Raw genomic sequence first — 25931 nt, 5'->3', positions numbered from 1 at the left:
CGCTCCTGAAGGATTTTCAGGGGTGTTCTCCAGCTATTTTGTATTGGGAAGCCACAATGATTGGCATAAAAAGCATCGCCAGCTACGTGCCGGCAGAAGGGCTGGACAACTACGCCCAGGGTGCAAAATTCGCCAAGGATGAAGAGTTCATCATTGGCAAGATCGGTTCGGCATTCCTGCCGCGCAAGGATGTTGCACAGGAGACCTCGGATTTGTGCGTCGAGGCGGTCAATGCCTTGTTTGCCAACAACCCCGAGCTCAAGCGTGAGTCGATCGACGCGCTGATCGTCGTGACCCAGAACGGCGACGAAGAAGGGCTGCCGCACACCGCCGCCATCGTCCAGGACAAGCTGGGCCTGCCGACCCACGTCGCGGCCTTCGATATCTCCCTGGGCTGCTCCGGCTACGTCTACGGCATCTACGCGATGAAAGGCTTCATGGAAGCCGCCGGCCTGAAAAACGGCCTGCTGGTAACCGCCGACCCGTACTCGAAGATCGTCGACCCGGAAGACCGCAACACCACCATGCTGTTCGGCGACGCTGCCACCGCCACCTGGATGGGCGAAGACGCCCCCTGGCAGTTGGGCAAGGCCAAGTTCGGTACCGACGGTTCCGGCGCACCGCATTTGAAGGTCAGCGATGGGGTGTTCTTCATGAACGGCCGCCAGGTGTTCAACTTCGCCCTGCTTAAGGTGCCAGCGCACCTGCACGAGTTGCTCAACGAATCGGACCTGAAGGCCGATGATATTGACGCGTTCTGCATCCACCAGGGCAGTGCGGCGATTGTCGACGCCGTGGCCCGCCGTTTTGAAGATGCACCGGTGGAGAAGTTCATCAAGGATATGGTCGAGACCGGTAACACCGTGTCATCGAGCATTCCGCTGCTGCTGGAAAAGCACGTGATGGACGCCGAGTGGAAGCGCGTGGCCATCAGTGGCTTTGGTGTTGGCTTGTCCTGGGGATCGGCGATTATATACCGGCTTTAATGTAGAGTTTTGCTTGGTTCCTCAAGCGCCCAAGGTCAATCGCCTTGGGCGTTTTCATTATTCTGTAGGAAATTTCTCAAGAAATTATCAGGCGCGACGATAAGTATGACGAAGGTTTTCTAGGCCGACCCAGGCGCTTGCCCCGGCCGGAAGCCGTAGCACTCAATCCACGAGGGACTCGTCATGGCTTTATCCGTAAACACCAACATCACGTCCTTGGGCGTTCAGAAGAACCTGAACAAGGCTTCCGACGCACTGAGCACCTCGATGAGCCGCTTGTCTTCCGGCCTGAAAATCAACAGCGCCAAAGACGATGCTGCCGGCATGCAGATCGCTAACCGCCTGACCAGTCAGGTCAAAGGCCTGACTGTCGCTGTGGCTAACGCCAACAACGGCGTGTCGATTGCCCAGACTGCTGAAGGCGCGATGCAAGAATCGACCAACATTCTGCAGCGTATGCGTGAACTGGCCCTGCAATCGGCGAACGGTTCGAACAGCGATGATGACCGTACGTCCCTGCAGCAGGAATTCACAGCGTTGACTGGTGAGTTGACCCGTATTTCCCAAACCACCAACTTCGGTGGCCGTAAGCTTCTGGACGGTTCGTTCGACAACGTAGGCTTCCAGATCGGCGCCAACGCCAACGAAACCATTTCGTTTGGTATGACTGATATCAGTGCTACCGGCCTGAAAGGTTCCTACGGCGAAGCCAAAGCTGCCGGTGTTGCGACTGACCTGTCGGCCAAAGTGACCGGTGGTGAAGGTAGCTTCGCCAGTGGCTTCGCTACCTCCACCGCGTACACCACCACTACTGCTGCCCGGGTGCTGACGGTCAATGGTACTGGGGTCAACATCGGCAGCGGTATAGATCGTGCTGGCGCTATTGGCCTGATTAACGCTCAAACGGGTACTACTGGCGTGAGGGCTGAGGCTGATGGTGCCAGCAACATCAAGATGATCTCTTCGACGGCTTTCGCGGTTGTGGGTGACAACGTCGAAGTGGCTCCGGTCACCGCGACTAACGCCGCGGCCTTCAGTGGTCTATCCAGCGCTTCTGAAATCAGCATCAACGGCACCACGATTTCTATCGCGGCAGGTCAGACGTTGGCCCAGGCGATTACTACCATCAATACTCCAGCTACCGTAACGGCTACAGGCGTAACTGCTTCCCAGCAGGATGGTCGCTTGGTTCTGACCTCCGTTGACGGCAAGGCTATCAAGCTGGATAACGGTGCAAACGCGACTAACGGGCCTGGTGCTCTGGCTCGCCTGGGGCTGCAATCCGGTACTACCCAAGCCAAGCTGACTGCCGACACTTCAGTGGTTCTGAACGGCGTAGAAGTGAAGTTCAAGAAGGGTGACACCGCTGACGCGATCGTTTCCTCGATCAACAGCGCAAGCACCGGCGTAACGGCCAGCAAAAATGCTGACAATACCCTGGCGCTGTTCTCCAACAAGACCTTCACCGTTGCCAATGGCAGCGCTGGCACTGGTCTGGCTCAACTGGGTCTGACAGCTGCCACGTCGGCGGCAGTTACCGTGGAAACCACCGTTTCCAACCTGAGCATCCAGGACGCGGCGTCTTCGCAGCGTTCGGTTCAGGCGTTGAACGATGCGATCCAGCAGATTGACAGCCAGCGTTCCCAGTTGGGTGCGGTGCAAAACCGTTTCACCAGCACCGTTGCCAACCTGCAAAGCATTTCGGAAAACTCCACCGCCGCCCGTAGTCGTGTGCAGGACGCCGACTTTGCTTCGGAAACTGCCGAGCTGACCAAGCAGCAAACCCTGCAACAGGCTTCGACTGCCATCCTGTCGCAGGCTAACCAACTGCCATCGTCGGTACTGAAACTGCTTCAGTAATCGCTTAAGGCTGTTTAAAGACGGAAGGGCGCCTAGTGCGCCCTTCCGTTTTTTTTGGCTTGATCCCCGTAGCTCCAGCAGGCGCCATGAATATTCCTACAAATAAATCAGAAAGATCTCAAGAAGCCAGCATGGCTGACGATAACCACTATGAAGGTTTTCAAACCATGCCAGGCGGTTGCCCGGCCGGAAGCCGCAATACCCCATTTACGAGGATTTCGTCATGGCTTTATCCGTAAACACCAACATCACGTCCTTGGGCGTTCAGAAGAACCTGAACAAGGCTTCCGACGCACTGAGCACCTCGATGAGCCGCTTGTCTTCCGGCCTGAAAATCAACAGCGCCAAAGACGATGCTGCCGGCATGCAGATCGCTAACCGTCTGACCAGTCAGGTCAAAGGCCTGACTGTCGCTGTGGCCAACGCCAACAACGGCGTGTCGATTGCCCAGACTGCTGAAGGGGCGATGCAAGAGTCGACCAACATTCTGCAGCGTATGCGTGAGCTGGCCCTGCAATCGGCGAACGGTTCGAACAGTGATGACGACCGTACGTCCCTGCAGCAGGAATTCACGGCGCTGACCGGTGAATTGACCCGTATTTCCCAAACCACCAACTTCGGTGGTCGTAAGCTTCTGGACGGTTCGTTCGACAACGTAGGCTTCCAGATCGGCGCCAACGCCAACGAAACCATTTCGTTTGGTATGACTGATATCAGTGCTACCGGCCTGAAAGGTTCCTACGGCGAGGCCAAGGCTGCTGGTGCGGCGACTGACCTAGCTGCGACTGTGGTAGGCGGCGAAGCCGAGATCGGCCAGTTCTCTACAGTCAACGCTTTCACTCCGACCGATGGCACCTTGACGCTCAACGGCACTTCGATTGCGCTGCTGGCTGCCGATACCCTTGCGCAGTCGATTACTAAAATCAACGACCAAAGTGCTGTTACTGGCGTCAAGGCCCAAGCTGTTGGCGCGACGCTGCAGTTGACCTCGGCTTCTAGCTTCACTGCAGCCGGTTCTGCTGCGGGCATTCTTCCCGGGGCGGCAGTTGTTGCCAAAACCACGACCACCAACAGCGCCGCGCAAATCAGCATCAATGGCACCGAAATCACCATTGCAGCGGGTCGTACACTGGCTCAGGTTGCTGCCGATATTAATGGCGCTGCAGGTGCAAACACCACCCTGACCGGTGTTACCGCGACAGCTGCCGACGGTCGTCTGACCCTGACTTCGGCTGATGGTAAAGCTATCAAGCTGGATAACGGCTCTAATACCACCGATGGTCCAGGTGCTCTGGCCAAGCTGGGTCTGCAAGCAGGTACGTCCCAGGCCAAGCTGACTACCGATACTTCGGTGGTTCTGAACGGTGTAGAAGTGAAGTTCAAGAAGGGTGACACCGCTGACGCGATCGTTTCCTCGATCAACAGCGCAAGCACCGGCGTAACGGCCAGCAAAAATGCTGACAATACCCTGGCGCTGTTCTCCAACAAGACCTTCACCGTTGCCAATGGCAGCGCTGGCACTGGTCTGGCTCAACTGGGTCTGACAGCTGCCACGTCGGCGGCAGTTACCGTGGAAACCACCGTTTCCAACCTGAGCATCCAGGACGCGGCGTCTTCGCAGCGTTCGGTTCAGGCGTTGAACGATGCGATCCAGCAGATTGACAGCCAGCGTTCCCAGTTGGGTGCGGTGCAAAACCGTTTCACCAGCACCGTTGCCAACCTGCAAAGCATTTCGGAAAACTCCACCGCCGCCCGTAGTCGTGTGCAGGACGCCGACTTTGCTTCGGAAACTGCCGAGCTGACCAAGCAGCAAACCCTGCAACAGGCTTCGACTGCCATCCTATCGCAGGCTAACCAACTGCCATCGTCGGTACTGAAACTGCTTCAGTAATCGCTTAAGGCTGTTTAAAGACGGAAGGGCGCCTAGTGCGCCCTTCCGTTTTTTTTTGGCTTGATCCCCGTAGCTCCAGCAGGCGCCATGAATATTCCTACAAATAAATCAGAAAGATCTCAAGAAGCCAGCATGGCTGACGATAACCACTATGAAGGTTTTCAAACCATGCCAGGCGGTTGCCCGGCCGGAAGCCGCAACACCCCATTTACGAGGATTTCGTCATGGCTTTATCCGTAAACACCAACATCACGTCCTTGGGCGTTCAGAAGAACCTGAACAAGGCTTCCGACGCACTGAGCACCTCGATGAGCCGCCTGTCTTCCGGTCTGAAAATCAACAGCGCCAAAGACGATGCTGCCGGGATGCAGATCGCAAACCGTCTGACCAGCCAGGTCAAGGGTTTGACTGTTGCAGTGGCCAACGCCAACAACGGCGTGTCGATTGCCCAGACTGCTGAAGGGGCGATGCAAGAGTCGACCAACATTCTGCAGCGTATGCGTGAGCTGGCCCTGCAATCGGCGAACGGTTCGAACAGTGACGACGACCGTACGTCCCTGCAGCAGGAATTCACGGCGCTGACCGGTGAATTGACCCGTATTTCCCAAACCACCAACTTCGGTGGTCGTAAGCTTCTGGACGGTTCGTTCGACAACGTAGGCTTCCAGATCGGCGCCAACGCCAACGAAACCATTTCGTTTGGTATGACTGATATCAGTGCTACCGGCCTGAAAGGTTCCTACGGCGAAGCCAAGGCTGCTGGTGCGGCGACTGACCTGTCGGCTAAAGTGACGGGTGCTGAAGGCCAGTTTGCGGGCTTTGGTACCACCAACGCCTTCACCACCACCACAGCCGCTCGCGTTTTGACCGTCAACGGTACTGACATTGCAATGGGCTCGGGTACTACCCTGGCTCAGGCGGTTGATCTGGTTAACCAGCAGTCGAGCAAAACAGGCGTGACCGCTGTAGTTGATGCTGGTCAGTTGAAGATGACTTCGGCAACCGCCTTTAGTGTCCAGGGCAGCACTACCGAAGTCGGCCCGGTGGCGGCTACCCCTGCTGTTGCGTTCACTGGCCTGGTCAGTGGCGCTGAAATCAGCATCAACGGCACAGCGATTTCTATCGCGGCAGGTCAGACGTTGGCCCAGGCGATTACTACCATCAATACTCCAGCCACCGTAACGGCTACAGGCGTAACTGCTTCCCAGCAGGATGGTCGCCTGGTTCTGACCTCTGTTGACGGCAAGGCTATCAAGCTGGACAACGGTACTAACGCTACTACCGGTCCTGGCGCACTGTCCAAGCTGGGTCTGCAAGCCGGTACGTCCCAAGCCAAGCTGACTGCCGACACTTCAGTGGTTCTGAACGGCGTAGAAGTGAAGTTCAAGAAGGGTGACACCGCTGACGCGATCGTTTCCTCGATCAACAGCGCAAGCACTGGCGTAACGGCCAGCAAAAATGCTGACAATACCCTGGCGCTGTTCTCCAACAAGACCTTCACCGTTGCCAATGGCAGCGCGGGCACTGGTCTGGCTCAACTGGGTCTGACAGCTGCCACGTCGACGGCAGTTACCGTGGAAACCACCGTTTCCAACCTGAGCATCCAGGACGCGGCGTCTTCGCAGCGTTCGGTTCAGGCGTTGAACGATGCGATCCAGCAGATTGACAGCCAGCGTTCCCAGTTGGGTGCGGTGCAAAACCGTTTCACCAGCACCGTTGCCAACCTGCAAAGCATTTCGGAAAACTCCACCGCCGCCCGTAGTCGTGTGCAGGACGCCGACTTTGCTTCGGAAACTGCCGAGCTGACCAAGCAGCAAACCCTGCAACAGGCTTCGACTGCCATCCTGTCGCAGGCTAACCAACTGCCATCGTCGGTACTGAAACTGCTTCAGTAAGCGCTTGAGGTTGGTTAAAGATGGAAGGGCGCCTAGGGCGCCCTTTTTTTGTCTGGAGTCAAGCTGAAAACACTCTTCTAGAGCAAGGTTCAGTGATATTTGCAAGTGGAAAAGGGTCGGGTTGCAAAAAAATCTAAAGAAGCTGGCGATGTCGACGATAACTCTTGTGTAAGGTTTTCACTATCAAGCCAGGCGGTTGCCCGGTCGGAAGCCGCTAATACCATTTACGAGGACTTTTTCATGGCTTTATCTGTTAATACCAACATCACTTCTTTGGGCGTTCAGAAGAACCTGAACAAGGCTTCCGACGCACTGAGCACCTCGATGAGCCGCCTGTCTTCCGGTCTGAAAATCAACAGCGCCAAAGACGATGCTGCCGGGATGCAGATCGCAAACCGTCTGACCAGCCAGGTCAAGGGTTTGACTGTTGCAGTGGCCAACGCCAACAACGGCGTGTCGATTGCCCAGACTGCTGAAGGGGCGATGCAAGAGTCGACCAACATTCTGCAGCGTATGCGTGAGCTGGCCCTGCAATCGGCGAACGGTTCGAACAGTGATGACGACCGTACGTCCCTGCAGCAGGAATTCACGGCGCTGACCGGTGAATTGACCCGTATTTCCCAAACCACCAACTTCGGTGGTCGTAAGCTTCTGGACGGTTCGTTCGACAACGTAGGCTTCCAGATCGGCGCCAACGCCAACGAAACCATTTCGTTTGGTATGACTGATATCAGTGCTACCGGCCTGAAAGGTTCCTACGGCGAAGCCAAGGCTGCTGGTGCGGCGACTGACCTGTCGGCTTCGGTGGTTGGAAGCTCATCACTGCCGTTTGCGGCGCAAGGTGCTGCGGCATACACCACGGCAACAGCCAACAACACCCTGAAACTCAATGACACCACTATTGATCTGGCTACGGGCACCACTGCCGGTCAGGCCGTGGCGCTGATCAATGCCAAAACTTCCTCCACTGGCGTCACCGCCTCGCTGAGTGCTGCGAATGAGTTGGTACTTCAGTCTGATAGTGCCTTCACTGCCACAAGTAACAGTGCAGAAGCGGGCTTTGGAACTGCGACCGCGGCTGCGCGCACGCTGGTTGGTGATACCGACATCAGCGTCAATGGTACCCTGGTCAATCTCACGAATGGCATGGACCTGACTGCTATCGCGGGTGCCATTGAGGCCGAAAAAGCCACCACTGGTGTAGGTGCTAGCGTTGCAAACGGTCGTCTGTTGCTGACTTCTGAAGATGGCAAGGCTATCAAGCTGGATAACGGTGGCACTGCCAACGGCCCAGGTGCTTTGGCCAAAATTGGTCTTCAAGCAGGTACTACCCAAGCCAAGCTGACTGCCGACACTTCAGTGGTTCTGAACGGCGTAGAAGTGAAGTTCAAGAAGGGTGACACCGCTGACGCAATCGTTTCCTCGATCAACAGCGCAAGCACCGGCGTAACGGCCAGCAAAAATGCTGACAATACCCTGGCGCTGTTCTCCAACAAGACCTTCACCGTTGCCAATGGCAGCGCTGGCACTGGTCTGGCTCAACTGGGTCTGACAGCTGCCACGTCGGCGGCAGTTACCGTGGAAACCACCGTTTCCAACCTGAGCATCCAGGACGCGGCGTCTTCGCAGCGTTCGGTTCAGGCGTTGAACGATGCGATCCAGCAGATTGACAGCCAGCGTTCCCAGTTGGGTGCGGTGCAAAACCGTTTCACCAGCACCGTTGCCAACCTGCAAAGCATTTCGGAAAACTCCACCGCCGCCCGTAGTCGTGTGCAGGACGCCGACTTTGCTTCGGAAACTGCCGAGCTGACCAAGCAGCAAACCCTGCAACAGGCTTCGACTGCCATCCTATCGCAGGCTAACCAACTGCCATCGTCGGTACTGAAACTGCTTCAGTAATCGCTTAAGGCTGTTTAAAGACGGAAGGGCGCCTAGTGCGCCCTTCTGTTTTTTTATGGCTTCGTTTGCGGGCGAGGTCGATATGATTGAGCGCGCAGCCTATAGTCGGTTTAGGAAAATAATCCAAAAAAACTCTCAAGCTACAAGTTTTTGGGTCGATATATCCTACGAGGCTTTGTAAATCACCTCAGGCAGTTGCTAGGTAGACAGCACGATTTTGAAAAAAACGGCCTGCCCTGAAGTCAAGGCTTGAGTAGGGCGGTACGGCAATTGGCTGGGGCACACTGTGGCGTAGCCTTCTATTTTTTCACTTGAATAATTAGGTGGCACAGATGGATATGAGCGTGAAGCTGAACTTATCCTACCCGACCGCTGCAGCGGCCCAAGTCGTGAAGACGCCCGAGATCGTCAATCAGCCTAAAATCGAGGTGATGGCCCAGGCCGCCCGCGAGCCCAGGCGGGACGATTTGGAGAAGGCTGTGACAGATATTCGCGAGTTCGTACAGGCGGCAAGACGTGAGCTGGATTTTTCCATCGATGACTCTACAGGAAAGGTGGTGGTCAAAGTCATTGCTACCGACAGTGGGGAGGTGATTCGACAAATTCCCTCGGAAACCGCATTGAAATTGGCGCAGAGTCTGACCGATGCCAGCAGCCTGCTGTTTGATATGAAAGCCTGAATTGGCATGAAAATTGTTGGTGTCTGCGCTTGAAGGGGCTTTTGTCAAGAAAGCAGCAGTCGCCGGTTAAGGAGCAAAAAGATGGCGAGTTCAACGATCAGTGGCGTGGGATCTGGCGTCGATACACAGGCAATCGTCAAGGCTTTGGTAGCGGCTGAAAAGGCACCAAAGCAAGCGCAGATTACCGCACAGCAAAAGACCACGACTACCCAGTTGTCCGCTGTCGGCAGTGTTAAGTCTGCGATGGAGGCTTATCGTGCAGCTATCGCCAAGCTGAATACGGCCTCCTCATTCACGGGCCTGGCCGCCACATCGTCTGAAGAGAAGTTCGCCAAGGTTACCTTGGGCGACTCCGCCTCCAGCGGCAGTTATGCGTTGCATGTAGAGAAACTCGCTACTGCATCCAAAACCCAATCGTCGGTGTTTGCCGATGGTGCTTCGACGGTCGTTAACACCGGTTCGGAGGCTCAGATACTTACGATTTCCCAATCTGACACCGATCATAGGGTGTCAATCCCGGCGGGTGCCACGCTGCAACAGACGCGTGATCTGATCAATACCCAGTTACAGTCCAAAGGGCTTAGTGCGAATATCCTGACCGACGCCAATGGTTCGCGCTTGGTGATGACTTCGCAAACCACTGGCAAGGGCAGCGACATTACCGTTGCTTCCGGTACGCTTGGCCTGGGCACTTTCACGAGAGTGGGTGAGCTTGCACAAAATGCTGAGTACACCATTGATGGCATTTCAATGGAGTCCACCAGTAACAAGGTTACGTCGGCGATCAGTGGTGTGAATCTGGAGTTGATTGCCAAGGGCGACAGCTCCATCAAGGTGGCCAGCAATACCGATACCCTCAAGACCTCGGTGCAGTCGTTTGTCACGGCCTACAATGCCTTGATTGGCTCGATCAACAGCCAGACCAAGGTGACTGCCACTGGAGAGACGGCGACTACCACAGCGGGTGCTCTGACTGGTGATGCGACTATGCGTCAGTTGGTTTCGACCTTGCGTGGCGAACTGCTTAACGGCTCGGGTTCGGGCGCCCTGGCCAGCTTGTCGCAGATTGGCCTAAACACTGACCAGAAGACTGGTCTGTTGTCCCTTGACAATAAAAAGTGGGACAAGGCGGTAGCCACTGGTGGTGCGGATGTTGCGGGTTTGTTTACCGGCGATAAGGGTTTGATCACCCGCATGACTAAAGCCACTGACAGCTATGTGGGCACAACTGGCGTTCTGGCGTCGCGTACCAGTAGCCTGGACGCTAAACTAACTGATCTGGACGCTGAGCAGAAGGCTCTTGACCGTCGAATCGAGAGTCTGCAGTTGTCCCTGAGCGCAAAGTACAATGCCATGGATTCCCTGGTCGCTAAGCTTCGGGCCAGCAGCAGCAGTATCATGACTACGCTCAACTCATTGAATAACCCCAAGACGACCTAGTTCCAGCTTGGCTCTTTAGGCTTGGATCAATTGTGTTTTTTGATCTGGGCCTATGTGCTAGCGTTTTAAAGTTTTTTGTCACGTGGTCGAAATAATAGTTAGAGCAATTTTTCAGCTATTTCCGGTAGGGAGTTAGAGATATGAACCCCATGAGAGCCCTTCGTCAGTATCAGAAGGTCAATTCCCACGCGCAGATTTCCGAAGCCAGTCCGCACCGTCTTGTGCAGATGCTGATGGAGGGTGGTTTGGATCGTATGGCGCAGGCAAAAGGCGCCTTGAGTCGTGGCGATGTGGCACAGAAAGGGTTGATGCTCGGTAAGGCGATTGAAATCATTTCAGGGCTGCGCGAAGGTCTGGATCCGGAAAAGGGTGGAGATCCGGCGTCGATCAAGCGTCTGGATGAGCTTTACGCCTACATGACATCTCGTTTGGTTGAGGCCAACAGTGGCAACGACGCTCAGATGATTGATGAGGTTGCAGGCCTGCTGATCACTGTTAAAAGCGGTTGGGATGCCATTGCTGCCGAGGCAGCCAATTAAGGCCGCCGGCCTTGAGGAACACAGCATGAGCCACGCATTGCAACGCATTGACGAAACCCGCGACGCCTTGGTGGGCGCGCTGGCAGAGCGCAATTGGGATGCTATCAGCGAATTGGACATGGGCTGCCGCGTCTGGATCGACGAGGTGCTCACCGAAGCGCCGGTGGACGAGGGTGCGCTGCGCGAGAAGCTGGAGAGCCTGTTAGCGGTCTACCAACAACTGCTGGAGGTCACGACCGGCGAGCGCCAGGCGATATTTGAAGAGATGTCGCAGATCAACCAAGCGAAAAATGCGTCAAAGGTTTACCATCTGTTCGGCTGATCTGGCTCAGTTAATCCGAACATGGCGCGTCATAAATTTGACTGTTCGCATAATTTTGACTTAACTAGTGCTATTTTCAGACGTCAGGTATCCGTAGTGCAGAAAACGCCTACAGCTATCTAGATTGCCCCGATTCGAGGGCATTTGAGTTTTACTAGGGAAGTTGCTATTGCATGTGGCGTGAAACCAAAATTCTGCTGATCGATGACGATAGCGTTCGCCGCCGCGACCTGGCGGTGATTTTGAATTTTCTTGGCGAAGAAAATTTACCCTGCGGCAGCCACGATTGGCAGCAGGCCGTCAGCTCTTTGTCGTCGAGCCGTGAAGTCATCTGTGTGCTGATCGGGACGGTAAACGCTCCTGGCGCAGTTCCTGGCCTGTTAAAGACACTCTCAACCTGGGATGAGTTCCTTCCCGTGTTGCTGATGGGTGATGTTTCTTCCGTGGATTTGCCGGAAGACCAGCGCCGCCGTGTGCTTTCCACCCTGGAAATGCCCCCCAGCTACAGCAAATTGCTCGACTCCCTGCACCGTGCCCAGGTCTATCGCGAGATGTACGACCAGGCCCGCGAGCGCGGTCGTCACCGCGAACCCAACCTGTTCCGCAGCCTGGTCGGCACCAGCCGTGCGATTCAGCATGTGCGCCAGATGATGCAGCAAGTGGCCGATACCGACGCCAGCGTGCTGATCCTCGGCGAGTCCGGCACCGGCAAGGAAGTGGTTGCGCGTAACCTGCATTACCATTCCAAGCGTCGCGACGGACCTTTCGTGCCGGTCAACTGCGGGGCGATCCCGGCAGAACTGCTCGAAAGCGAACTGTTTGGCCACGAGAAGGGCGCCTTTACCGGGGCGATCACCAGCCGTGCCGGGCGTTTTGAGCTGGCCAACGGCGGCACCCTGTTCCTCGACGAAATCGGCGATATGCCGTTGCCGATGCAGGTCAAGCTGCTGCGCGTGTTGCAAGAGCGCACCTTCGAGCGCGTGGGCAGCAACAAGACCCAGAGCGTCGATGTGCGGATCATCGCCGCCACCCACAAGAACCTCGAAAGCATGATAGAGGTCGGCAGCTTCCGCGAAGACCTGTACTACCGCCTCAACGTATTCCCCATCGAGATGGCCCCGCTGCGCGAGCGTGTGGAAGACATCCCGTTGCTGATGAACGAGCTGATCTCGCGCATGGAGCACGAAAAGCGCGGCTCGATCCGTTTCAACTCCGCCGCAATCATGTCCCTGTGCCGCCACGGCTGGCCGGGCAACGTGCGCGAGCTGGCCAATCTGGTGGAGCGCATGGCGATCATGCATCCGTACGGGGTGATCGGCGTGGTCGAGTTGCCGAAGAAATTCCGCTACGTCGACGACGAAGACGAGCAACTGGTGGACAGCCTGCGCAGCGACCTCGAGGAGCGGGTGGCGATCAACGGCCATACCCCGAACTTCGGCGCCACCGCCATGTTGCCGCCCGAAGGCCTGGACCTGAAAGACTACCTCGGCAGCCTCGAACAAGGGCTGATCCAGCAAGCCCTGGACGATGCCAATGGCATCGTCGCCCGCGCCGCCGAGCGCCTGCGTATCCGCCGCACCACGTTGGTGGAGAAGATGCGCAAGTACGGCATGAGCCGTCGTGAGGGTGATGAACAGGCGGATGATTGACGCCTGTTTTTTAACTTGCTGAAAAATAAGGATATTTTTTCCGGCACGGGTATTGCTATAGCACTCGCAACGTTCCGTTTAACTGACGGTCAGCCAAGCGAGAGAGCACGATGCCCCACGCCGCCCACCTTTCTTCAGTCCCTGACACCCAGGGACTTGTCCCGTCCGTAGAGCAGATCAGCCGGCAAGGGCTTGAGCAGGCGTTTTCGCTGTTCAGCCAGATGTCCAGCCAGTTGACCGACTCCTACAGCCTGCTGGAAGCCCGGGTTTCTGAGCTCAAAGGCGAGCTGGCCGTGGTCAGTGCCCAGCGCATGCAAGAGCTGGCCGAGAAAGAACGCCTGGCCAATCGTCTGCAAAATCTCCTCGACCTGTTGCCCGGTGGCGTGATCGTCATCGATGACCAGGGCCGTGTGCGCGAAGCCAATCCCGCGGCCTGCGACCTGCTGGGCCTGCCGCTGGAAGGCGAGCTGTGGCGCCATGTCATCACGCGCTGCTTTGCCCCCCGCGAAGACGACGGCCACGAAATTTCCCTCAAGGACGGGCGCCGCCTGTCCATCGCCACCCGTTCCCTGGACGCCGAGCCCGGCCAATTGGTGTTGCTCAACGACCTGACAGAAACCCGTCACCTGCAAGACCAATTGGCGCGCCACGAGCGCTTGTCGTCCTTGGGGCGGATGGTCGCTTCTTTGGCGCATCAGATCCGCACGCCGTTGTCTGCCGCGTTGATCTACGCCAGTCATTTGACTGATGAGCAATTGCCAGCCGCCACCCACCAGCGTTTTGCCGGGCGGCTCAAGGAGCGCCTGCATGAGCTGGAGCACCAGGTGCGCGACATGCTGGTATTTGCCCGGGGCGAGCTGCCGCTGACCGACCGGGTCACGCCTGCCGCCTTGATGCAGTCGCTGCAAGCCGCCGCCGCGACCCATGTGCAGGAAGCCTCGGTGCGCTGGCAGTGCGACAGCCATTGGGGCGAGTTGCTGTGCAATCGCGACACCCTGGTGGGCGCGCTGCTCAACCTGATCGAAAACGCCAGCCAGGCCAGCGGCCCAGGGGCACGGCTCAAAGTGCACTTGTACAGCCGCGAGCAAACCCTGCGCCTGTGCATCAGCGACAGCGGCAGCGGGATTGATCCGGCAGTGTTGCAGCGCCTGGGCGAACCCTTCTTTACCACCAAGACCAATGGTACCGGCCTGGGGCTGACCGTGGTCAAGGCAGTGGCCCGTGCCCATCAGGGAGAATTGCAGTTGCGCTCCCGTGTGGGGCGCGGCACCTGTGCATTGATAACGCTGCCGCTGTTTTCCGGCGCGGCAAGCGCGGAGTAAGGATAAATGGCTATCAAGGTTTTACTGGTTGAAGACGATCGCGCCCTGCGTGAAGCACTGGCTGACACGCTGTTGTTGGCGGGCCATGACTATCGGGCGGTCGGTTCGGCCGAGGAAGCCTTGGAGGCGGTGGAGCAAGAGTCCTTCAGCCTGGTGGTGAGTGACGTCAACATGCCAGGCATGGACGGCCACCAGTTGCTTGGCCTGCTGCGCGCACGTCAGCCGCAACTGCCGGTGCTGTTGATGACCGCCCACGGCGCGGTAGAGCGGGCAGTGGATGCCATGCGCCAGGGCGCGGCAGATTATCTGGTCAAGCCATTCGAGCCCAAGGCCTTGATCGAGCTGGTGGCACGCCATGCCCTCGGCGTCGTGGGGGCGGCAGACAGCGAGGGGCCGATTGCCTGCGAGCCGGCCAGTGCGCAGTTGCTGGAGCTGGCGGCCAAAGTCGCCCGCAGCGATTCCACCGTGCTGATCTCCGGCGAGTCGGGTACCGGCAAGGAAGTGTTGGCGCGCTACATCCACCAGCAATCCCACCGGGCCAGCCAGCCGTTTATCGCGATCAACTGCGCGGCGATCCCCGACAACATGCTCGAAGCCACCCTGTTCGGCCATGAGAAAGGCTCCTTTACCGGCGCCATCGCCGCCCAGGCCGGCAAGTTTGAGCAGGCCGATGGCGGCACCATCCTGCTCGACGAAATCTCCGAAATGCCCCTCGGCCTGCAGGCCAAGCTACTGCGCGTGCTGCAAGAGCGCGAAGTGGAGCGGGTGGGCGCACGCAAGCCAATCCAGCTGGATATCCGTGTGGTCGCCACCACCAACCGTGACCTCGCCGGCGAAGTGGCGGCGGGGCGCTTTCGTGAAGACTTGTTCTACCGGCTCTCAGTCTTCCCGTTGGCCTGGCGCCCGCTGCGTGAGCGCCCGGCCGATATCGTGCCGCTGGCCGAGCGCCTGTTGAGCAAGCACGTCAATAAAATGAAACACGCCCAGGCGCGGCTGTCGGCCGAGGCCCAGGCTTGCCTGATCAGTTACCCATGGCCGGGCAACGTGCGCGAGCTGGACAACGCGATCCAGCGCGCACTGATTTTGCAGCAGGGCGGCCTGATCCAGCCCCAGGACTTCTGCCTGGCGGTCGGCACCGCTGCGGCGCCGCTGCCGAGCCTGGCCCCGGCGCCGTTGGCAAGCGCCCCGGCTGAGGCTGCCGGTGGCCTGGGCGACGACCTGCGCCGCCGCGAATTCCAGATGATTATCGACACCCTGCGTGCTGAACGTGGCCGTCGCAAAGAGGCTGCCGAGCGCCTGGGCATCAGCCCGCGCACTTTGCGCTACAAGCTGGCGCAAATGCGCGATGCGGGGATGGACGTGGAAGCGTTCCTTTTCGCTAGCTGAGATACACATCAGCCGACAAGGTTTGTCGGCTTTTCTTACGAGTTGCCATGGAGCTGGCACCCTTGTTGCTACCACCCCTACTAACCGCTGCGTAGTGTCAAAAAATTGCGGGTCGTCGGAGAGAGAAGTTCATGAGCCAAGGTGTTGAGTTCAATCGGTTGATGTTGGATATGCGATCCATGCAAATGGACGCCATGTCCCAGCCGAAATCCGTCGCGCAAGTGCCGGAATTGGGCCAAAGCAGCTTTGCCGACATGCTCGGTCAAGCCATCAACAAAGTCAGCGATACCCAGCAAGCGTCCAGCCAACTGTCGACCGCTTTCGAAATCGGCAAGAGTGGCGTCGACCTCACCGACGTGATGATCGCATCCCAGAAAGCCAGCGTTTCCTTCCAGGCCTTGACCCAAGTGCGCAACAAGCTGGTTCAGGCTTATCAAGACATCATGCAGATGCCGGTTTAAGGACGAGATTTAAGTCATGGCAGAAGCAGTCGTGGATAACGTACCCGCCAAGACAGACGGCAAGCCGCCGCTGTTTGGCCTGTCGTTCCTGGAAAACCTCTCCGAAATGACCATGTTGCGTCAGGTGGGCCTGATGGTCGGCCTGGCTGCCAGCGTGGCGATTGGTTTTGCCGTGGTGTTGTGGTCCCAGCAACCCGATTACCGGCCACTCTATGGCAGCCTGGCGGGGATGGATGCCAAGCAGGTCATGGAAACCCTGGCCGCCGCCGATATCGCCTACACCGTGGAGCCCAACTCCGGCGCCTTGCTGGTCAAGGCCGATGACGTCGCCCGTGCCCGCTTGAAGCTGGCCGCCGCCGGCGTGGCACCGACCGATGGCAACATCGGTTTTGAGATTCTCGATAAAGACCAGGGCCTGGGTACCAGCCAGTTCATGGAAGCCACCCGTTACCGCCGTGGCCTGGAAGGCGAACTGGCGCGCACCATCTCTAGCCTGAACAACGTCAAGGGTGCCCGTGTGCACCTGGCGATTCCGAAAAGCTCGGTGTTTGTGCGCGACGAGCGCAAGCCCAGCGCTTCGGTATTGGTCGAGCTGTTTGCCGGTCGCTCCCTGGAGCCGGGCCAGGTCCTGGCCATCGTCAATTTGGTGGCGACCAGCGTGCCCGAGTTGAGCAAGTCACAGATCACCGTGGTCGACCAGAAGGGCAACCTGCTCTCCGACCAGGCGGAAAACTCCGCGTTGACCATGGCCGGCAAGCAGTTCGACTACAGCCGCCGCATGGAAAGCATGCTCACCCAGCGCGTACACAACATCCTGCAACCGGTACTGGGCAACGACCGCTACAAGGCTGAAGTGTCCGCCGACGTGGACTTCAGCGCCGTCGAGTCGACTTCCGAGCAGTTCAACCCCGACCAGCCAGCCCTGCGCAGCGAGCAATCGACCAGCGAACAGCGCACTGCCGCCAATGGTCCTCCGCAAGGCGTACCCGGCGCCCTGAGCAATCAGCCGCCCGCGCCGGCCAGTGCCCCGCAAACCACCGGTGGCGCCGCCGCGACCGCCAGCGCGATCCAGCCCGGCCAGCCGCTGTTGGACGCCAATGGTCAGCAAATCATGGACCCGGCCACCGGCCAGCCGATGCTCGCGCCTTACCCGGCCGACAAGCGTCAGCAGTCCACCAAGAACTTCGAACTGGACCGCTCCATCAGCCACACCAAGCAACAGCAAGGGCGCTTGAACCGCCTGTCGGTGTCGGTGGTGGTGGATGACCAGGTCAAGATCAACGCCGCCAACGGCGAAACCACCCGCGCCCCGTGGACCGCCGATGAATTGGCGCGCTTCACTCGCCTGGTGCAGGACGCCGTGGGCTTCGATGCCAGCCGTGGCGACAGCGTCAGCGTGATCAACATGCCGTTCTCCCTGGAGCGCGGCGAGGTGATTGCCGATATTCCGTTCTACTCTCAACCCTGGTTCTGGGACATCGTCAAACAAGTGCTGGGGGTGTTGTTCATCCTGGTGCTGGTGTTCGGCGTGCTGCGCCCTGTGCTCAACAACATCACCGGCCACGGCAAGAAGCAGTTGGCGCCGTTCGGTGATGTCGAGTTGGGTGGCATGGGCGGCCTGGATGGCGAACTGGCCAACGACCGCGTCAGCCTTGGCGGGCCGCAGAGCATTCTGCTGCCAAGCCCGAGCGAAGGGTATGACGCGCAGTTGAATGCAATCAAAAGTCTGGTGGCAGAAGACCCGGGTCGTGTGGCCCAGGTCGTGAAAGAGTGGATCAACGCAGATGAGTGATAATCGAGCCTCTGTTGCCAAGCTGACCCGGGTCGACAAAGCCGCCGTGCTGTTGCTGTCCCTGGGTGAGACCGACGCGGCCCAAGTGCTGCGCCATATGGGCCCCAAGGAAGTGCAACGGGTCGGCGTCGCCATGGCGCAGATGCGCAATGTGCACCGCGAGCAAGTCGAGCAGGTGATGAGCGAGTTCGTCGAGATCGTCGGCGACCAGACCAGCCTGGGCGTTGGCTCCGACAGCTATATCCGCAAGATGCTCACCTCGGCCCTGGGCGAAGACAAGGCCAACGGCCTGATCGACCGCATCCTGCTGGGCGGCAACACCAGTGGCCTCGACAGCCTCAAGTGGATGGAACCGCGGGCGGTGGCGGACGTGATCCGTTACGAGCACCCGCAGATCCAGGCGATTGTCGTGGCTTACCTGGACCCGGACCAGGCCGGCGAAGTGCTCGGCCATTTCGACCACAAGGTGCGCCTGGATATCATCCTGCGCGTCTCGTCGTTGAATACCGTGCAGCCGGCGGCCTTGAAAGAATTGAACACGATCCTGGAGAAGCAGTTCTCCGGCAACTCCAACGCGGCACGCACCACCCTGGGTGGTATCAAGCGCGCGGCCGACATCATGAACTTCCTCGACAGCTCGGTGGAAGGCCAGTTGATGGACTCGATCCGCGAGATCGACGACACCCTGTCGGTGCAGATCGAAGACCTCATGTTCGTGTTCAACAACCTCTCCGATGTCGACGACCGTGGCATCCAGGCGTTGCTGCGCGAAGTGTCCTCCGATGTGCTGGTGCTGGCCCTCAAGGGCTCGGACGAGGGCGTCAAGGAAAAGATCTTCAAGAACATGTCCAAGCGTGCCTCGGAACTGTTGCGCGACGACCTCGAAGCCAAGGGCCCGGTGCGCGTCAGCGACGTGGAAACCGCGCAGAAAGAAATCCTCACCATTGCCCGCCGTATGGCCGAAGCCGGAGAAATCGTTCTCGGCGGGAAGGGCGGCGAAGAAATGATCTAAGGCGCAGCGCATGTCGAACAATGATGAGACGCCCAGCGACTTGATTCGCGCCCGGGACGTCGGCGGGTTCGACGTCTGGTCGCTGCCCAGCTTCGACCCGCATAAGCCCGAACCCGAGCCCGAGCCGGTCGAAGAGACGCCGATGGAAATGGAAGAAGTGCCCCTGGACGAAGTCCAGCCACTGACCCTTGAAGAGCTCGAAAGCATCCGCCAGGAGGCTTACAACGAAGGCTTTGCCACGGGCGAGAAAGAAGGTTTCCACAGCACCACCCTCAAGGTCCGCCAGGAAGCTGACGCAGCCTTGAATGTGAAGCTGGCCAGCCTGGAGCGCCTGATGGGCAACCTGTTCGCGCCGATTGCCGAGCAGGACTCGCAACTGGAAAAGGCCATGGTGGGCCTGGTGGAACACATCTCCCGCCAGGTTATCCAGCGTGAACTGGCGCTGGACTCCAGCCAGATTGAAAGCGTGATGCGCGAAGCCCTCAAGCTGTTGCCCCTGGGCGTCGGCAACGTGCGGCTGTACATCAACCCGCAGGATTTCGAGCAGGTCAAAGCCCTGCGCGAGCGGCATGAAGAAACCTGGCGCATTGTTGAAGATGCCGCGTTGCAGCCCGGTGGTTGCCGGGTCGAGACCGAGCACAGCCGGATCGATGCCACGGTCGAGACGCGTATCACGCAGATCATGGCCAAGCTGTTCGACCAGTTGCACGAACAAGCGCTGCACCCGGCTGCGCCTGATCTGAGCACTGACCTGGACGCGCCTGATGCGCCTTGATCGCACCAGCTTCGCCAAGCGCCTGGGCGGTTATATCGAAGCCACCGAGTTGCCCGGCCAGCCGATCCTTGAAGGCCGCCTGCTGCGCATGGTCGGTCTGACCCTCGAAGCCGAAGGCCTGCGCGCCGCCATGGGCAGCCGCTGCCTGGTGATCAACGATGACAGTTACCACCCGGTGCAGGTGGAAGCGGAAGTCATGGGCTTTTCCGGCAGCAAGATTTTCCTGATGCCGGTCGGCAGCCTCGCCGGTATTGCGCCAGGCGCACGCGTGGTGCCGTTGGCCGATACCGGGCGCCTGCCGATGGGCATGAGCATGCTCGGGCGCGTGCTCGACGGCGCCGGTCGTGCGCTGGACGGCAAGGGCGGGATGAAGGCCGAAGACTGGGTGCCGATGGACGGCCCGACCATCAACCCGCTCAAGCGCAACCCCATCAGCCAGCCGCTGGACGTGGGCATTCGTTGCATCAACGGTTTATTGACGGTCGGTCGCGGCCAGCGCCTGGGCCTGTTTGCCGGTACCGGCGTGGGTAAGAGTGTGCTGCTGGGCATGATGACGCGCTTTACCGAGGCCGACATCATCGTGGTCGGCCTGATCGGTGAGCGGGGCCGTGAGGTGAAGGAGTTCATCGAGCATATCCTCGGTGAAGAGGGCCTCAAGCGCTCGGTGGTGGTGGCTTCCCCGGCGGACGATGCGCCGCTGATGCGTCTGCGAGCAGCCATGTATTGCACGCGGATTGCCGAATATTTTCGCGACAAGGGCAAGAATGTCCTGTTGCTGATGGACTCCCTCACACGTTTCGCCCAGGCCCAGCGGGAAATCGCCCTGGCCATTGGCGAGCCGCCCGCCACCAAAGGCTATCCGCCGTCGGTGTTTGCCAAGCTGCCCAAACTGGTGGAGCGGGCGGGGAATGCCGAGGCCGGTGGTGGCTCGATCACTGCGTTCTACACCGTGTTGTCCGAAGGCGATGACCAGCAGGACCCGATTGCCGACTCGGCGCGGGGCGTGCTCGATGGGCACATCGTGCTGTCGCGGCGCCTGGCCGAGGAGGGGCATTACCCGGCTATCGATATCGAAGCGTCCATCAGCCGGGTGATGCCGTCGGTGGTCAGCGCCGAGCATATGACCCGCGCCCAGCAGTTCAAGCAGCTGTGGTCGCGCTATCAACAAAGCCGCGACCTGATCAGCGTCGGCGCCTATGTGGCCGGTGGCGACCGCGAGACTGACCTGGCGATTGCCCTGCAACCGCAACTGGTGACCTACCTGCGCCAGGGCCTGAACGACAACATCAGCATGGCTGAAAGCGAAGCGCACCTGGCGTCGGTGTTCGCGCCTGCGCCTGGCGGCTAACCTCCCATGGCCACTAGTCGCGCCGCACGCCTTGCCCCCGTGGTGGAAATGGCCGAAAGCGCCGAACGTACCGCCGCCCAGCGCCTGGGGCATTTCCAGGGTCAGGTGCGCCTGGCCGAGAGCAAGCTGGGCGACCTGGAGCGCTTTCGCGGCGAATACCAGCAGCAGTGGATCGATCGCGGCAGCAAGGGCGTTTCCGGGCAGTGGCTGATGAACTACCAGCACTTTCTCAACCAACTGGAAAGCGCCGTCGGCCAGCAGCGTCAGAGCCTGGTCTGGCACCAGAACAACCTCGACAAGGCCCGCGAAGGCTGGCAACAGGCCTACGCCCGGGTCGAAGGCCTGCGCAAGCTGGTACAGCGTTACATCGACGAAGCCCGCGCTCTGGAAGACAAACGCGAACAGAAGCTGCTCGACGAACTGTCCCAGCGCCTGCCGCGCCAGGATCAATACTAGCCGGACCCAAGGTGCTTTTTGTGGCAAGGGGGCTTGTCCCCCGCTGGGCTGCGTAGCAGCCCCAAGACCTGCCGGCCCGGTCTATCTGAAAAACTCAGCGGTCTTATTGGGGCTGCTACGCAGCCCAGCGGGGGACAAGCCCCCTCGCCACGACAGCGCCTTGCCCACAACAAACACCACATTTGCTGCTGCTTGTTGCCCACTCTGCGATCACCTGCTACACCTTGTTGCACATACCCACGACAAGGAACCAGTCGTATGTCAGTCGCCTCAGAAGTATCCCTGGATGGGAAGAAGTTGACGATTGCCGTCAAAGGCCGATTCGATTTCGGCAGCCACCAAGCCTTTCGTGATTCCTACGAGCGGTTCTACAAGGTCCCCCAGACCTACGTGGTGGACTTGAAAGAGGCCACCTATCTCGACAGTTCTGCCCTGGGCATGCTCCTGTTGCTGCGTGATCATGCTGGCGGCGATGACGCTGAGGTGCAGGTGATCAATAGCAGCCCCGATGTGCGCAAGATCCTCGCTATCTCCAACTTCGAAAAGCTGTTCGATATCACTTGAGCACTCAAGTGTCTGAAACCCTGACCGTGCTGATCGCCGAAGACAGCGCCACCGATCTGCTATTGCTCTCGACCATCGTGCGCCGCCAGGGCCATCAAGTGCTGACCGCCAGCAACGGCGCCGAAGCGGTGCAGGTGTTTGCCCGCGACCGCCCGCAATTGGTGTTGATGGATGCCCTGATGCCGGTGATGGACGGCTTCGAGGCGGCCCGGCAGATCAAGCAGCTGGCTGGCGAGGCGCTGGTGCCGATCATCTTCCTCACCTCCCTGCGTGAGAGTGAAGCCCTGGCGCGTTGTCTGGATGCCGGCGGCGACGACTTTCTGGCCAAGCCCTACAACCAGGTCATCCTGGCGGCGAAGATCAACGCGATGGATCGCCTGCGCCGGTTGCAGGCCACGGTGTTGCAGCAGCGCGACCAGATCGCCCGTCACCATGACTACCTGCTGCATGAGCAGCGGGTGGCCAAGGCGGTGTTCGACAAGGTCGCCCATTCCGGCTGCATCAATGCCGCGCCGAACATTCGCTATCTGCAATCACCCTATGCGCTGTTCAATGGCGACCTGCTGCTGGCGGCCTATACCCCATCGGGCGATATGCATGTGTTGCTGGGCGATTTCACCGGTCATGGCCTGCCGGCTGCCGTCGGCGCGATGCCTTTGGCCGAAGTGTTCTATGGCATGACCGCCAAGGGCTACGGCCTGACGCAGACCCTGCGGGAGATGAACGCCAAGCTCAAGCGCATCCTGCCAGTGGATATGTTCTGTTGTGCCACGCTGCTGTGCCTCAGTGTGCAGCGGCGGGTGGTGGAGGTATGGAATGGCGGCATGCCCGATGGCTATGTGCATGAAGTGGCCACGGGAAAGCGCACGCCATTGGTGTCACGGCATTTGCCGTTGGGCGTGTTGGCGCCCGAGGTGTTTGACGATGGCACTGAAGTCTGGCCCATGGCCCTGGGGGATCGGGTGTTCCTGCTGTCCGATGGGGTGATTGATACGGCGGATGCCAGCGAACAATTGTTTGGGGTAGAGCGCTTGCTTGAGGTGTTCGCCGCCAACCGTGAGCCTGAGCGCCTGTTTGAGGAAATCGAACAAGCCCTTGCCGGGTTTCGTGGCCAGGTACGCGATGATGTCAGTCTGGTGGAAATCAGCCTGTTGCCCGAGCAGGCGCTGCGGTCGTCGACCGTGCAGTACACCGACAGCGGCCAGTCGTGCCCGCTGGACTGGTCGGTGAGTTTTGAGTTTCGCGCCGAAACCCTCAAGCGTTACAACCCGTTGCCGTACCTGCTGCAGTTGCTCCTGGAAATCCACGGTCTGCGGGGCCAGAGTGGTGCGCTGTACAGTGTGATGGCTGAGTTGTATTCCAATGCCCTGGAGCATGGCGTGCTGGGCCTGGATTCCCAGCTCAAGCGCGATGTGCAGGGGTTTGCCCGCTACTATGGCCTGCGCAACGAGCGGCTCGACCAGCTAGACAGTGGCTATGTGCGCGTGCATGTGGACGTTGTGCCGACCGAGGTGGGCGGTTGTTTGAGCCTGCGAATTGAAGACAGTGGGCCGGGTTTTGATGTGGAAGCGGTGCTGGCTCGGCCGCTGGATATCGACCGTCTGTCTGGGCGCGGATTGAACCTGGTTCGGCAACTGAGCAGCAATGTACGCTGGACCGATGGCGGGCGCAGTGTGTGCGTGGAGTTTTGCTGGGCGGCTCTGGCATAATCCGCCGATTCTTGATCAAGGAGCGAACAAGTGACGCAGATACATATGGACCCTGAAGTGTTGGTGGGTTTGCAGGACGTGATGGAGGGTGAATACCCCCATTTGCTCGACACCTTTCTTGATGACTCGCAAAAGCGCGTCGAAGAACTGCGTAAGGCGCGCGGTGACGCCAAGGCGCTGGGGCGGATTGCCCATAGCTTCAAAGGCAGTAGCGGCCACCTCGGTGCGGTGCGCCTGGCGGAGCTGTGCCAGCGCCTGGAGATTGAGTCGACCAGCGCGCAGGTCGCCGATCTGGCCGATTTGGTGGATCAGATCGACCACGAGTTTGCCTTGGTCAAGCCGTTGTACGAGTCGGAGTGCCAGCGGTTCTGGGTTGGTTGAAAAACTGGCCCGACTTTTGCTCTCTATCTTCTGCCTGCGCCCTCGACCCTGCGCAGCGGAGACCAATTATGCCTCTAGCCCCCAACTCGCTCCTGCAGGCCGCCCCCACGGTCAAGCCGCAGGCTTCCCCCGCCAATGCGCAGGCAACGGCCGCGGACACGCGGGCTAGAGCGCCAGGCTTTGCTCAGGTGTTCGCCAAGGAGTCCAAGGCGGCACCCGCCAAGGCTCTGGATATGGCGCCCAAGCCGAGCCGCGACAAACCGGTCGAGACCAGTGCAAAGAAGGATGTCGGCAACGACAAGCCTGCCGCTGGCACTCCAGCAGTTGCCGATAGCGGCAAGAATTTGCCTGCCACCGCGCCCACCAAGGCGGACGCAGCAGCCAGCAGCGATGACGATAAAAGTGCGGACAAGGATCTGGCGCAAGCCCAGCCACCGACAGTCGACCCGGTGCTCGATCCGGCCTTGGCGGCGGCAGTGACACCCGTCCCGGTCGCGGCCCAGGCTGGCGTGGCAGATGACGTCAGCACGCCGCTGCTGGTGACCACGCCGCCGGTCACTGAAGAGGTCGCTCCGGCCTTCGACCCCGAAGCCGATCCATTGGACTCGTTGCCCGCCGTGCGCCTGGCGATGGAGCAGGGCGGCCATGTGTCTGCCAGCAGCCAGGCGGCGCAAAAGAACCTGCCGACCCAGGCTGAACCCACCGCCGCGCAGAACTTCACCAACGGCCTGGCGGCCATGGTTGACCAGCAGGCGGCCAAGGACAGCACTGACCAGGGTGGCGAAAAGGCCTTCAGCGGCCTGCTCGAAGATGGCCTCAAGGATTTGAAGGGGGCGAGCAGCGACACCCGCGTCGATGACTTCGCCAATCGCCTGGCCGCCTTGACCCAGGCCGCCACGCCCAAGACGGCCAACGCCTTGCCACTGAATAATCAGCCGCTGGCCATGCACCAGGGTGGCTGGACCGAGGAAGTGGTGAACCGGGTCATGTACCTGTCCAGCGCCAACCTCAAGTCTGCCGATATCCAATTGCAGCCGGCCGAACTGGGGCGCCTGGATATCCGCGTGAACATCACCGCCGACCAGCAGGCCCAAGTGAACTTCATGAGCGGCCATGCCGCCGTGCGCGAAGCTTTGGAAAGCCAATCCGGGCGCCTGCGGGAGATGTTCGCCCAGCAGGGCATGGGCCAGGTTGATGTGAACGTGTCCGACCAGTCCCGTGGCTGGCAAGGCCAGGGCCAGGACCAACAGCAGAGCCAGGCCCGTGGTGTCAGCGGTAGCGGTGGGCACAGCGATGGGCATGACACAGGCCTTGCTGGCGACGTCACCGAAGTGGCGGCACCGATAGCCCAGTCCGTTATCGGCTCCAGCGCTGTGGACTACTACGCCTAAAACCTGACCTGGCTTGCCTGCGATAGCGGTATCCACACATAAATCCAAGCAGACAAGGCCCCTGTGGCGAGCGGGCTTGCCCCGCGCTGGGCTGCGAAGCAGCCCAAAAACCAGCCGCTACGGTTCACCTGATACACCGCATTCGGCTTATTGGGGCTGCTTCGCAGCCCAGC

At 59.4% G+C, this 25931-nt stretch carries 22 protein-coding genes; all 22 read left to right on the top strand.

Features of this window, described 5'->3' with window-relative positions; all coding sequences use genetic code 11:
* Positions 1-56 precede the first annotated feature (56 nt).
* The 22 genes from HBO09_RS14775 (at position 57) to HBO09_RS14670 (ending at position 25758) form a co-directional block, all read left to right on the top strand.
* Entirely contained in the window at positions 57-986 is a 930-nt protein-coding gene (locus HBO09_RS14775) for a ketoacyl-ACP synthase III (RefSeq protein ID WP_169993256.1), read from the top strand.
* 183 nt (positions 987-1169) lie between these two features.
* A complete protein-coding gene (locus HBO09_RS14770; RefSeq protein WP_169993254.1) occupies positions 1170-2846 on the top strand; it encodes a flagellin in 1677 nt (558 codons plus the stop codon).
* Positions 2847-3069: 223 nt separating this feature from the next.
* On the top strand, positions 3070-4737 hold the full coding sequence (locus HBO09_RS14765; RefSeq protein ID WP_169993252.1) for a flagellin: 1668 nt from the start codon (positions 3070-3072) through the stop codon (positions 4735-4737).
* Between the two features lie 224 nt (positions 4738-4961).
* The gene (locus HBO09_RS14760; protein WP_169999555.1) at positions 4962-6632 is read left to right on the top strand and encodes a flagellin; all 1671 of its coding nucleotides are present in this window, start codon (positions 4962-4964) and stop codon (positions 6630-6632) included.
* Positions 6633-6872: 240 nt separating this feature from the next.
* The gene (locus tag HBO09_RS14755; protein WP_169999556.1) at positions 6873-8531 is read left to right on the top strand and encodes a flagellin; all 1659 of its coding nucleotides are present in this window, start codon (positions 6873-6875) and stop codon (positions 8529-8531) included.
* A gap of 332 nt (positions 8532-8863) precedes the next feature.
* A complete protein-coding gene (locus HBO09_RS14750) occupies positions 8864-9211 on the top strand; it encodes a flagellar protein FlaG (RefSeq protein ID WP_169994435.1) in 348 nt (115 codons plus the stop codon).
* A gap of 81 nt (positions 9212-9292) precedes the next feature.
* Positions 9293-10651: a flagellar filament capping protein FliD gene (gene fliD, locus HBO09_RS14745; RefSeq protein ID WP_169994433.1), complete on the top strand. Its 1359-nt coding sequence runs from the start codon at positions 9293-9295 to the stop codon at positions 10649-10651.
* 140 nt (positions 10652-10791) lie between these two features.
* The gene (gene fliS / locus HBO09_RS14740; RefSeq protein ID WP_169994431.1) at positions 10792-11190 is read left to right on the top strand and encodes a flagellar export chaperone FliS; all 399 of its coding nucleotides are present in this window, start codon (positions 10792-10794) and stop codon (positions 11188-11190) included.
* Between the two features lie 25 nt (positions 11191-11215).
* Positions 11216-11512: a flagellar protein FliT gene (locus HBO09_RS14735; RefSeq protein ID WP_169874581.1), complete on the top strand. Its 297-nt coding sequence runs from the start codon at positions 11216-11218 to the stop codon at positions 11510-11512.
* Positions 11513-11685: 173 nt separating this feature from the next.
* The gene (locus HBO09_RS14730; protein WP_169994429.1) at positions 11686-13161 is read left to right on the top strand and encodes a sigma-54 dependent transcriptional regulator; all 1476 of its coding nucleotides are present in this window, start codon (positions 11686-11688) and stop codon (positions 13159-13161) included.
* A gap of 110 nt (positions 13162-13271) precedes the next feature.
* Positions 13272-14483, top strand: coding sequence for an ATP-binding protein (locus tag HBO09_RS14725; RefSeq protein WP_178120272.1), 1212 nt, complete (start codon positions 13272-13274; stop codon positions 14481-14483).
* A 6-nt stretch (positions 14484-14489) separates the two neighbouring features.
* The gene (locus tag HBO09_RS14720; protein WP_169994427.1) at positions 14490-15869 is read left to right on the top strand and encodes a sigma-54 dependent transcriptional regulator; all 1380 of its coding nucleotides are present in this window, start codon (positions 14490-14492) and stop codon (positions 15867-15869) included.
* A gap of 131 nt (positions 15870-16000) precedes the next feature.
* Entirely contained in the window at positions 16001-16330 is a 330-nt protein-coding gene (gene fliE, locus HBO09_RS14715; protein WP_169994425.1) for a flagellar hook-basal body complex protein FliE, read from the top strand.
* A 16-nt stretch (positions 16331-16346) separates the two neighbouring features.
* Positions 16347-18122: a flagellar basal-body MS-ring/collar protein FliF gene (gene fliF / locus HBO09_RS14710; RefSeq protein ID WP_169994423.1), complete on the top strand. Its 1776-nt coding sequence runs from the start codon at positions 16347-16349 to the stop codon at positions 18120-18122.
* Positions 18115-19134 carry a flagellar motor switch protein FliG gene (fliG, locus tag HBO09_RS14705; protein WP_029292514.1) on the top strand — a complete coding sequence of 340 codons (1020 nt, stop codon included), beginning with the start codon at positions 18115-18117 and terminating at the stop codon, positions 19132-19134. Before fliF ends, fliG begins: the two co-directional genes overlap by 8 nt.
* Before the next feature lie 10 nt (positions 19135-19144).
* A complete protein-coding gene (gene fliH / locus HBO09_RS14700) occupies positions 19145-19909 on the top strand; it encodes a flagellar assembly protein FliH (protein WP_169994421.1) in 765 nt (254 codons plus the stop codon).
* Positions 19899-21257, top strand: coding sequence for a flagellar protein export ATPase FliI (gene fliI, locus HBO09_RS14695; RefSeq protein WP_029292518.1), 1359 nt, complete (start codon positions 19899-19901; stop codon positions 21255-21257). The genes fliH and fliI overlap by 11 nt, the downstream gene beginning before the upstream one ends.
* A 6-nt stretch (positions 21258-21263) precedes the next feature.
* Positions 21264-21713: a flagellar export protein FliJ gene (gene fliJ, locus HBO09_RS14690; RefSeq protein WP_169994419.1), complete on the top strand. Its 450-nt coding sequence runs from the start codon at positions 21264-21266 to the stop codon at positions 21711-21713.
* 258 nt (positions 21714-21971) lie between these two features.
* On the top strand, positions 21972-22277 hold the full coding sequence (locus HBO09_RS14685; RefSeq protein ID WP_169994417.1) for an STAS domain-containing protein: 306 nt from the start codon (positions 21972-21974) through the stop codon (positions 22275-22277).
* 8 nt (positions 22278-22285) lie between these two features.
* A complete protein-coding gene (locus HBO09_RS14680) occupies positions 22286-23986 on the top strand; it encodes a fused response regulator/phosphatase (RefSeq protein ID WP_169994415.1) in 1701 nt (566 codons plus the stop codon).
* 30 nt (positions 23987-24016) lie between these two features.
* Positions 24017-24367, top strand: coding sequence for an Hpt domain-containing protein (locus tag HBO09_RS14675; RefSeq protein WP_169994413.1), 351 nt, complete (start codon positions 24017-24019; stop codon positions 24365-24367).
* A 68-nt stretch (positions 24368-24435) separates the two neighbouring features.
* The gene (locus tag HBO09_RS14670) at positions 24436-25758 is read left to right on the top strand and encodes a flagellar hook-length control protein FliK (protein WP_169994411.1); all 1323 of its coding nucleotides are present in this window, start codon (positions 24436-24438) and stop codon (positions 25756-25758) included.
* The last annotated feature ends 173 nt before the right edge of the window (positions 25759-25931 follow it).

The sequence above is a fragment of the Pseudomonas sp. WS 5027 genome (genome assembly GCF_012985695.1).
GTDB lineage: Bacteria > Pseudomonadota > Gammaproteobacteria > Pseudomonadales > Pseudomonadaceae > Aquipseudomonas > Aquipseudomonas hygromyciniae.
Note: the sequence above shows the minus strand (reverse complement) of the source record. Positions and strands in the feature narration are given on the sequence as shown.